This is a genomic window from Nonomuraea sp. KM90, from assembly GCF_052246675.1.
GTDB lineage: Bacteria > Actinomycetota > Actinomycetes > Streptosporangiales > Streptosporangiaceae > Nonomuraea.
In genome coordinates this window covers 1-10225 of record NZ_JBQQCB010000219.1, presented here as the reverse complement: position 1 = coordinate 10225, position 10225 = coordinate 1, and the positions used below count along the sequence as shown (strand labels likewise).

Sequence of the window (10225 nt, the reverse complement as noted above, 5' to 3'; positions counted from 1 at the left end):
GCATCGCCACCCGCTACGACAAGACCCCTGAGAGCTACATCGCCGGCCTCCACCTTCGTGGCGCGATGATTTGGATCAAAGACCTCACACGACCCACCCCTTGATCACAACCCAATACACGCCCTAGGTGCCGGCGCGTCGGGGTCGGCCGGTGCTCGCCGGCGTTGTAGACGACGGCGTAGAGGCGGGCGGGGGGAACAGGACGTGCCAGACCGCTATGGCCTGGTCAGCAGTCCGCCGCAGCCACCGCGAGATTCCCGCTGAACGTTGAGAAGTCAAAGGGCGTCCCCTTCAGCGCTCCGGTGGCGCGGGCCTCGACGCGCCACACGCCTCGCTCACATGTCACCGTGACCGCATCGCAGTTCGTCCGGCGCGATAACTACTACAGGTAATGAACTAGTTACTTTACATAGTTGAGCGGCCCATCGAGTCGGGATCGAAGAAGTCCCTGACCTCATCCCATCGGAGATCCGTCATGCCGTCATGCGGCCTGGTCGCGCGGCCTCGCCAAATGGGATTTTAGAGCCGGTCGTCAGACCAGCGAGGCCAGCGCCACGCACACCACGAACGGGACGGGGATGAGCACGGCAGAGCCAAGCCACGCCGCCAGCCGTCGTCTATGCCGGAGTGGGAGGAATACGTCGATCACGATCACCTGTGTCAAGGTGAGTAGACCGGTTGCCACCAGTAAAATGCTGAAGAAAAACCCGTTCTCGAGGGTCTCGTAGTTGCAGTTGGTGGACTCGGCAAGGCCGCAGTCCATCGGCATGTACTCGGTCAGCAGCCACCACGCCAGATAGAACGGCACCATGGCGGGCACGCCAAGTCCGAGGTTCGCCAGAGCGGGACCCCATAGGCCGCTTCTTGCTCGCCCCTTGCGCCCGGCATGCGCATCAGTCATGGTCACGCTCTCACCTCGTGTCCCCGTCCGGCGGATCTGCACCGGCTTGATTGCTCCTCAACCCTGCCACGGACGGCAGCGGACGTCTGGGGATCTTGATACACGTAGTCGTCAATCAGGGACGAGGGCAAGGACCCACTCCCGGTGCCGGATCTTCCAAGTGGGCAGTAACGTCGGCGTCCGCACCGCCTCGGCACGTCCGAACGATTACTTCCCCCAGCCCGAGGCGCGGCCCGCATGGCGGTGCCCGGCGGCGTTCATTCACGAGATCAGGTGGTGCGTCTGGGCTTGGTCCCCTTCTTGTGAGGGGCGAGGCGTTGGTGTGCCTCGCCGGTGGCCAGGATGCGTCCGACGGTCGTGACGGGGTGCGCGGTATTGGTTCGGTGAGCCTGGCAGGCGTCCCGGGCCCGGTGGGCGAGTTGCCGACGCCGCCCGATCGCCGCGTTCAGGCGGAGGCGACGATGACTCTGGCGAGTGCGTCGGCTATGGCCTCGGCTCCCGCGTCGTTGGGATGGATGTGATCGCCAGAATCGTAGGCGGGCCGCAGGACGGTCGGCGCGGCTGGGTCGTGCAGCGATCCCACCGACCGGCAGCATCGGCGCTATCGGCCGCGTGGTCTCCCTCAGGACGATGATTGGTTTCCAGACGGGGAAGCGCCAGTTCCGCATCGACGAGGCGGGGGGCGCACCGTTCAGTTGAGCGGTGATCTTACCCGCACCGACGTCCCATACTGCTCTGGGCCCGCCGACCATGTTTGGCCGGAGCCGCGCAAGCCGCTGCGGCCCCGATGGGATCCGTTCTGTCGGACCTGCCTGTCAAGATCGCTCGTATGAGCACGCAACCCCCCGCGTCCGCGAGAGCGGACGTGCACGTGAGCCACCATCAGATGCTGGTGAACGATACGACGGAGCAGCGTGATCAAGGCTTGGAAATCCCGGCCGCGAGTGGCGGCCGGGAAGGCATCGACGATCTCCCGTCGGCGGGTCGGATCGACGGGCGCCCGCGTGCCAGGGGCAGCATGCTGCTGCTCATCACTGTGATCAATACGGGGTGACCTGACCTGTCTCGTAGGCAAGGATGACGAGGTGAATCCGGTCGCGGACATCGAGCTTGGTGAGCAGCCGTGACACGTGTGCCTTGGCGGTGGCCACGCTGATGTAGAGGTGGGCAGCGATCTCGCTGTTGGACATACCCCGTCCGACGAGGGTCAGGACCTCGCGTTCTCGCTCGGTGATGCCCTCGATGGGACGCGGCCGCGATGGAGCTCGCCTCGCCTGAAGCCCTCCCCGGGTCTCCGGGCGGGCGGCGAACTCAGCGATGAGACGCCTTGTGACGCTGGGCGCGATCAGCGCCTCGCCGGCGGCGATCACGCGGATCCCCATGAGGATGTCGTCCAGAGCCATGTCCTTGACGAGGAATCCGCTGGCGCCGGAGCGGAGCGCGGCGTACACGTAGTCGTCATCGTCAAAGGTCGTGAGGACGAGGACACGCGGCGCGGTGGGGCTTGTCGCGATCACCCGGGTGGCCTCGATGCCGTCCATTCCGGGCATACGGATGTCCATCACGATCACGTCGATCGGGATGTCTCGGGCCAGCTGGACTGCTTCGGCACCTGTCCCGGCCTCTGCCACGACATCAATGTCCGGCGTGTCGGCCATCAGGACACGTAGGCCGGCACGGACGAGCGGCTGGTCGTCGACGAGGACGAGGCGAACCGTCATAGGGTCTGCACTCCTTCGGACAGGGGGAGCCGGGCGGTTACGCGGAAGCCGCCCTCAGGATGTCAGGAGTTCATGACGGAATTCATATACCGAGCTCCGACTGCCTGAGCACATCACGCTGGCTAGCGTCTTCCAAGAAAGCAATAAGCCGCCAGGGCAACTGCCCTACTATGGCGAACCAGATCCGAACCCAACAAGATGAACCCAGGCCGCTAGGCCGGCTAGAAGTCCAGTCACTAGGCCGGACAGTGCTCCAACAGCCCCATCCAATTGAGGGCCAATCAGCAGTCCAGCCTCGCAGACGGTAGTGCATCGGACGACGCCCTCTAGCGTCAAGCGACAAGCGCACCCTGTTTGAGCTGGCCCAGGTGCCCAAAATGGAAGCTTCAGCGCTCCCGGGCCGGCTCGACGTGAACCATCTTCTCAATCGATTTATCGAGGAGTAGTATCAGGCATCATGTACGACCTTGCGGCAATCAACCACTACCTACCCTTGCTGCGTTCCAGCTCTGTTCAGTGGCTATCCGATCGAATGTGGTGGGTCTCTGTCACGCCAAAAGCTCATCACTCGATTGAGATCGACGATATCCACGAGGTTCTCGCAGGTGGGACTCCGCCAGAGGTTCGACAAGAAGACGGATACGAACTTCCAATAACGCTGCACTGTCCGATAGCGGCATTCTTTGTCCATCGATCCGCAGGAGATGGGACGGTATCGATCCTCAACCTATCCTCTCAATCCACCTCGCTGAGAGACTATTGCCGCGCTCTGAGCAGTGGTGCGTCGGTGCTGGGAATCGAGTGGGGCGGCAAAACTTGGGAGGCCCTTACGTATGCCGAGGACGGGGATATCGTCGCGTACTTTCCCGAAGGTTTCTCGCGAGAGCTCGCTGGCGGAACCAATCCGGAAGCGCTTAGCCAAGAGCTGCAATTCATCCATCAATTTTCCGAGGACAGTCCTGCTGGCGTTGTCGCGCAAAAGGCGGCGGCGCTGGCGATCCTGGAAGCTCGGTCAGGACTTCGCATAACCGAAGAGTGGCTAAATTCAACCCACGAAGTCGTCTACGTCGACGTTCCGATCGGCGACGGCGATTCGGTACACAGTGGTGCCATCGCTGCACAACCAACTATTCCGAATTCTCCGGATGCGTGGCCGCACAGCAAGAAGTCCGGAATTCTCTTCTGGATTATTGACCTGCTTGTCGCGAAATTCGGCTTTGAATGGCCGGAAATTTCAGAGGCTCGTAGCGCTTACGGCTCAGGGCATGTCCCCGAGGCGGCGCTCCACACAGAGGTCATGGACCGCACACTTCGCCTCGGCCGAGATTGGCTGGAGGCTACCAATGAATATGAATCGTCCGCTGCGGACTCTGAGTTCATGAGGTTGCGATGGAGGGCTGGGATTGCCATCCGAGTTGCGCTTAGAGAGATCGAACAGAGCAACCCCAAATTGTCTTCGCTTCAGATTGCCGATGAAGCTCTTGGGATGGACTGGCCGACCGTCCAGCAGCATATCCTCGACCTCTGACCTACTCTCAGTGGGCGTTTGATTTGTGTTGATTACGACTTATGCCGGCTCTCCGACTTGATCGAGGTTTGATGTCCCGCGGGGCACGGCGCCTCGGTCACCAAAGCCCGCCCGTACCCTCAAAATCGGCCGCTCTACCGCCTGCGCAGCACTCGCGCGCCGCTGACGCAACTACCCCACCCGAATCCCGTACTCTACCCGGCCGCGCCCGTTAGCAAGATCGTTCTCATCGATAACGGCTGTCCGCCGGTTCCTCGCCCCCCGTATCACACCGCGACATCCCAGCGCCGATCTCGTTATCTAGGGTGCCGAGAAGGCGTCAGGCATGTTCGTCACATGCGCGAAGGGCGGCGCAGCAGCGGCTCAGCCTTCGGTGGGCGGCCGTGACGGAGCCGGATCAGCCCGAGGCCATGCAGCGCGTAGGCCTGCAGACGAGGGGCGTGGTGCTGGTCGGCGCCTACGTCGCCGGGCGACGGCGGGAGATCCGTCTGGAAGAGGGCTGCGGGCTTCCGAGACCGGACCTGTGCGGCCTGCTGGCGTGGCGGTCCACAAGCCGAAGGCCCGTTCTCACCAGCACCCATCCGAGCCGCTCGGCGAAGGCGCTGATGACCGACGCGCGGCCGACCTGGCGCGCTTTGCGCTGCCGGTCGGCCTCCTCCCGCAGCTCACGGGCTCGGACGCGTTCGACCCACAGGTATAAGTCTGGATGCATGGTGGTCTCCTGGATGGTCGTCACGGTCGGAATGGCGAGCCGTACGTGTGCACGGCGACGTGCTTGAGACGCTGGTACGCCAGCGGTCGACGCCCTCACCTGCGCCATGTGTGCTGACCGATCCGGCGTTCGCTCGTTTCGGTGTGCATTGACGATGCTGGCAAGCCGGGCTCACCAAGAACTGACCGGGTTCTCACCAGGTGGTGGAGCGGTCGCTCTGCTGCAGCAGGGACTGGGCCTGGAGCCGTTCGGCCGCCGCGGCCTCGACATCGCCCATCTCCTCGTGCAGGTCCGCGAAGTCGTTGAGCACACGCATCTCCCACAGCAGTGCCCGCATGCTCCGGCTCACTGCCAGGGCCTCGGTGAAGCAGTGGGCGGCCCGGTCGACGTCGCCGCGGCGGCGATGGAGCTTGCCCAGAGCCCGCAGAACGCGCACCTGGGGCACCCGCTCGCCGATGTCCACGGACAAGGTGAGGGCGCGGCTCAGCAGCGGCTCGGCCTCTGGCAGGCGCTCGCGAAGCAGCCGAATCAGCCCGAGGCCGTGCAGCACGGACACCAGTAAATGGGGAGTGCCCGCCTGTTCGGCCTGCCGGCGGGCCTCGGTCAGGACGTCCTCGGCACGGTCGAGGTCACCCATCGCCAGCCGGGCCTCCCCGACGAACCACAGCGACCTGGCACGCATGTGCGGGCCGAACACGGGGGTGGTGTGGGCCAGTTCGAAGGCCTGCTCCAAGACGGTCAGGGCCAGATCCGGGCGACCCTGGATGATGTGCAGCTCGCCGATGTCACCCAGCGACAGAAACTGACCTCCGCGGTCCTCCGTCTCCCGCATGTGGGCCAGGGTCTGCTCATACCGGGCCAGGACGCCATCGAAACGGCCCCGCATCACATCGATCCGGGCATCCATCGAGTTCGCCAGAGCCCAGCCGCCTCGGTTCCCGGTCCGCTCGCACAGCTTCATGGCCGTGGCCAGCTTCGCGCGGGCACGCTCATAGTCGCCCCGGTAGCTGTCCAGCAGTGCCTCGTTCGCGCTCATCAGTGCCGCGCCCCGGTCATCACCCGCGTGCAGCGCCGCCGCCAGAGCGACGGCGTGCGTCTGCCGCCACTCATCGTGATGCGAACGGGCCTCGAACAAGGGCACAGCCGAACCGGCCAGATCCCAGCACAGCTCGACGGCTCCGATACGGGCGGCCTGCCCGACCGCCGCAACGATGTTGGCCCGCTCGCTGTCGTACCAGCTCAGCGGGTCGGCCACCAGGTGCTCGACGCCCTCCCGCGCCCACCACCGGGCGGCCTGTCCATGCAGCGAGATGTAGTCGCCACCCCACAGTGCGTCGTAGGCGGCCTCGGTCAGCGCCAGCCAGCCGCCCAGGGCGCGCAGCAGTGCGGCTTCTCGGCTCACCGGCGCCTCTTCGGCCTCGGCGCGTTCCCGGGCGAACGCGCGAACCAGATCGTGCAGGCGGTAGCGGATCTGCTCGCCCCCCGGGGACCGTACCGCCTCCAGTAACTGCGCGTCCGCCAGACGTTCCAGTGATTCCTCGGCCTCGGCCAGCGGTCCGTCCAGGAGCGCGGCGGCGACCCAGGCCGCGACATCAGGCGCCTCCAACAGGCCGAGCAGCCGCAACAGGCGGCGCTGGGGCGCATCGAGCGCGCGGTAGCCGACGGCCAGGACGGCGCGCACCTCCATCGCGCCCAGGGCCAGGTGATCGAGTGGACGATGGGCCCGCGCAAGCTGGTCGGCCAGGCGCGCCACAGTCCAGTGCGGGCGGGCCGCCAGCCGCGCTCCGGCGATCCGCAACGCCAACGGCAGCCGGCCGCACCCTTCGATGAGCCGCCGCGCCGGATCGGGCTCGGCCTCCATACGGGCGCCGCCGATCAGACGCCCCAGCAGCGCGGCCGCCTCGGGTGGCGGCATCACGGGCAACTTGATGCGGGTCATGCCGTACAGCGCCGCCAGATCGGACCGGCTGGTCAGCAGGGCCGCGCAGGAGGGCCCGGTGGGCAGCAACGGCTGGATCTGTCCGGCATCGGTGACGTTGTCCAGCACGACCAGCACCCGCCGGCCGGCCAGCCGCGCACGCAGCAGCTCGGCCCGCTCGGCCTGGCCGTCGGGGATGGCGTGCGGCTGCTCGCCCAGCACCCGCAGCCAGCGTCCCAGCACCTGGTCCACGTCGACTGGCCGGCCGTCGGGCCTGTTCAGATCGGCGAACAGCTGTCCGTCCGGGAACCGGCTGCAGAGCCGGTGGCTGGCCCGCAGGGCCAGGGCGGTCTTGCCGACTCCCGGCATGCCGCAGATTGCCACCATGGACGGGGTGGACGAGGTGCCGGGCTCGGCCGACAACACCGTGGTGATGCGCTCCAGCTCTGCCTGGCGGCCGGTGAAGTCGGGCAGGTCGCCCGGTAGCAGGCAGACCGGCGATGGTGGCGGGCCAGGCGCCAGCAGATCGTCGCCAAGCAGGGCCAGATGCGCCCGACGCAGCCCCGGGCCCGGATCCACCCCGAGGTCGTCGGCCAAGTGACGCCGGATCAGCTCATAACGGCGCAGCCCTTCTGCACGCCGGTCAGCGTGCCCGAGCAGCGTGATCAGCTGGGTGTGGACGGCCTCGTCGTACGGCAGCGCCTCGACAAGACGCTGCAGAGGTTCGACGGCATCGGCGGCGCGCCCACAAGGGACGGCGGCCTCCGCCAGCTCCCGCGCACTGTCGATCCTGGCCTGCTGCAGTTCCGCGACGGCGGGCAGGGCGTGGGGCCACTCCAGATCCTCGGCCAGCACCAGCCCGCGCCACAAATTCAACGCCGCCAGCAGCAGATCCGTCCGGCGGCTCGGATCCGGCTCCGCCCGGGCGCCGGCGACGGCGATCCGGAAACGGGAGGCGTCCACTTGCTCTGGCGGCACCTCGATGCGGTAGCCGTCGCCTTCGCGCACTATCTCGATGTCGGTCGGTCTCAGCCAGTCCCGCAGCCGGTACACCGCGCTGTGCAGCGCCGCCGGCTCACACCCCGCCGGCCCCCACACGAACGCAACCAACCGCGCCCGATCCACCAGCCGGCCCGGTGTGAGCAGCAAAGCGCCGAGCAGCCGACGTACGGCCGGCCGCGACACCGCACGCTCCCGGCCGTCCACCCACACCCGCAACGAGCCGAGCACCTCGAAGGCGGGCAAACCCTCGACACTGGCCACATCACCAAGAATTACCGTAGTGCCCTTCTGAATACACTGCAGTGGATGGATCAGTGTCGACATGCCTCACGTGCCTGAAAAGATCATCTGTGCTCACCTGCGAGAAGAGGCCAAGAACCTCAGATAAGTGCGGCGGATGTGACGAAGCACCCATAGGTGACGAGCACTCAGGCGGCGCATGAAGCTGATCAGCCACTGGAGATCACAGTCAGTCACAGCCGCGCCCCTCAGCATCGAGAACCCGTGGAAGTGGCATTTGGGCTTACCTTGGCTGCATCCCCCGGAAACCGCCCTGGCCCCGACGAAGGAGGCCACCAGCATCCTAGGTCAGACAACATCCCAGGTCAGAGTAGATATGGCGGCTGGTGACACGTTCGTTGACGGCACCCCGACAAGTACAACACCGTCCGCCCGTTCTTGAAGCTGCTGGGCGAGTGGAAGGCGCTGGGCGCGGCGGCCGGTGGCCGCATGGTCCTGGCCGCGGTGCGCGCTCTGCCGGAGCTGACGCGCCGGCACGTGTCCCGCAAGCCCCTCCTCCCGGAGGAGATCGACGGGTCGCTGGTGACGGCGGCCTGGAAGCGGCCGGTGTTCGCCAGCCCCGGCCTGCCCAAGGGCTCGGTGGACCGCGACGCGTATGTGCTCTGTGTCCTGGAGGGGTTGTTTCGGGGCGCTTCAGGTGCGAGACGTGTTCGCCGCGCTGTCGCTGCGGTGGGCCGGCCCGCGCGCATCTGCTGGACGGCAAGGCGTGGGAGGTGATCCGTGAGGATGTGCTCGCCTCTCTGTCGCTCACCGACCCCGTTGAGGCCCATCTGGACGCCAAGCTGCTGGCGCTGGACGCGGCATGGCGGCAGATGGCCGGCCGACTCGAAGAAGCCGGCGACGACGCTCTGGTCCGGGTGGTCACCCCAGCCGATGGGCACGCCCGCTTGTCGGTGGAGAAGCTCGGCGCGCTGGGCGAGAGCCCGTCGCTGAAGTGGCTGCGTGCGGCCTGCCAGGCGATGCTGCCGCGCATCGGTCTGCCCGAGCTGTTGCTGGAGGTGCACTCCTGGACGGGGTTCCTGGACGCCTATGTGCACCTGGCCGACACCTCCACGCGCATGCACGACCTGCCCCGCTCGCTGGTCGCGCTGCTGATCAGCGAGGCCTGCAACGTCGGTCTCACCCCGGTGATCAAGGACGGGGACGAGGCGCTGACCCGTGGCCGGCTCTCGCACGTCGACCAGAACTACGTGCGGGCCGAGACGCACGCCGCGGCGAACGCGATCCTGATCGAGGCCAGCGTGGCGTGCCAATCGTGGCGCTGTGGGGCGGCGGGCTGCTGGCCTCGGTCGATGGGGCTGCGGTTCGTCGTTTCGGTCCAGACGATCAACGCTGCCCCGTCGCCGAAGTGCTTTGGGTACAAGCGCGGTCTGACGCTCTTGAACGCAGTAAATGATCAGGTGATGGGGATCGGGCAGATGGTCGTGCCCCGCACGCCGCGCGACTCTCTGTACATCCTGGACACCCTGATCAACATTGACGCCGGCCCGCAGCCCGAGTTCGTCACGACCGACCAGGCGTCCGATTCGGACATGGTGTTCGGTATCTTCTCCATGCTCGGCTACCGGTTCGCGCCCCGCTTCGCCGATCTGGGCGACCAGCGGTTCCGGCGCTCGGAGGTTCCCGGCAGGGACACCTCGAGCGACTACGGGCCGTTGGAGGCGATCGCCCGCAACAGGATCAACCGGCAGAAGATCCACACCCAGTGGTCCGATACGACCCGGGTCGCCGGGTCGCTGGTGACCAACCAGGTCCGCGCCTACGACCTGCTGCGCATGTTCGCCCGTAACGGGCGGCCCACCCCGCTCGGGCAGGCGTTCGCCGAGTACGGGCGGATCGACAAGACCCTCCACCTGCTCAGCATCTTGGACCCGATCGACGACTCCTATGCCAGTGGTCCCGGTGGTCCTCGCGGATCTACATTGAACGCGCTGCCTCCACGCGAGAGGGGAGGCTCGACCGGTGCAACCCTCCTAGCCCGACCCTCGGTGAGGTCATGACGCGCACCGAAGATCGGGCTCTGGCCCGTAATCGGTGGTGGCGTTGAGTGATCTTCACTGCAGCAGGATGCGGTGGCGCAGAAGGTCGAACCCAGCGCGGCCGTGCATCTGGCGCATGATCCTCTTCGTGCGGGTGTTGACGC

The 10225-nt window shown here is 66.4% G+C and carries 7 protein-coding genes; 4 read left to right on the top strand and 3 right to left on the bottom strand.

The genetic code is table 11. The features are described from left to right. Window positions 1–532 precede the first annotated feature (532 nt). Window positions 533–907: a hypothetical protein gene (locus ACTWPW_RS61105; RefSeq protein WP_443174562.1), complete on the bottom strand. Its 375-nt coding sequence runs from the start codon at window positions 905–907 to the stop codon at window positions 533–535. 865 nt (window positions 908–1772) lie between these two features. Here ACTWPW_RS61105 and ACTWPW_RS61100 point away from each other — a divergent pair. Beyond that, a complete protein-coding gene (locus ACTWPW_RS61100; protein ID WP_443174561.1) occupies window positions 1773–1955 on the top strand; it encodes a hypothetical protein in 183 nt (60 codons plus the stop codon). Here the strand turns inward: ACTWPW_RS61100 and ACTWPW_RS61095 are convergent. Then, complete coding sequence (locus tag ACTWPW_RS61095; RefSeq protein ID WP_443174560.1) at window positions 1942–2622, bottom strand: response regulator; 681 nt, start codon at window positions 2620–2622, stop codon at window positions 1942–1944. The two genes, ACTWPW_RS61100 and ACTWPW_RS61095, sit on opposite strands and share 14 nt — an antisense overlap. 457 nt (window positions 2623–3079) lie before the next feature. Here ACTWPW_RS61095 and ACTWPW_RS61090 point away from each other — a divergent pair, with 457 nt between their 5' ends. Continuing rightward, window positions 3080–4150: a DUF6461 domain-containing protein gene (locus tag ACTWPW_RS61090; protein WP_443174559.1), complete on the top strand. Its 1071-nt coding sequence runs from the start codon at window positions 3080–3082 to the stop codon at window positions 4148–4150. Between the two features lie 905 nt (window positions 4151–5055). Here ACTWPW_RS61090 and ACTWPW_RS61085 read toward each other — a convergent pair. Continuing rightward, on the bottom strand, window positions 5056–8106 hold the full coding sequence (locus tag ACTWPW_RS61085) for a tetratricopeptide repeat protein (RefSeq protein ID WP_443174558.1): 3051 nt from the start codon (window positions 8104–8106) through the stop codon (window positions 5056–5058). A gap of 354 nt (window positions 8107–8460) precedes the next feature. On the opposite strand from ACTWPW_RS61085, the gene ACTWPW_RS61080 reads away from it, so the two are divergent. Next, the gene (locus ACTWPW_RS61080) at window positions 8461–8799 is read left to right on the top strand and encodes a hypothetical protein (protein ID WP_443174557.1); all 339 of its coding nucleotides are present in this window, start codon (window positions 8461–8463) and stop codon (window positions 8797–8799) included. Next, on the top strand, window positions 8796–10082 hold the full coding sequence (locus ACTWPW_RS61075) for a Tn3 family transposase (RefSeq protein ID WP_443174556.1): 1287 nt from the start codon (window positions 8796–8798) through the stop codon (window positions 10080–10082). Before ACTWPW_RS61080 ends, ACTWPW_RS61075 begins: the two co-directional genes overlap by 4 nt. Window positions 10083–10225 lie beyond the last annotated feature (143 nt).

What these genes read in the sequence shown, in the direction of transcription:
- ACTWPW_RS61085 (WP_443174558.1), bottom strand. Translation starts at nt 8,106, where the DNA reads ATGTCGACACTGATCCATCCACTGCAGTGTATTCAGAAGGGCACTACG.
- ACTWPW_RS61095 (WP_443174560.1), bottom strand. Translation starts at nt 2,622, where the DNA reads ATGACGGTTCGCCTCGTCCTCGTCGACGACCAGCCGCTCGTCCGTGCC.
- ACTWPW_RS61090 (WP_443174559.1), top strand. Translation starts at nt 3,080, where the DNA reads ATGTACGACCTTGCGGCAATCAACCACTACCTACCCTTGCTGCGTTCC.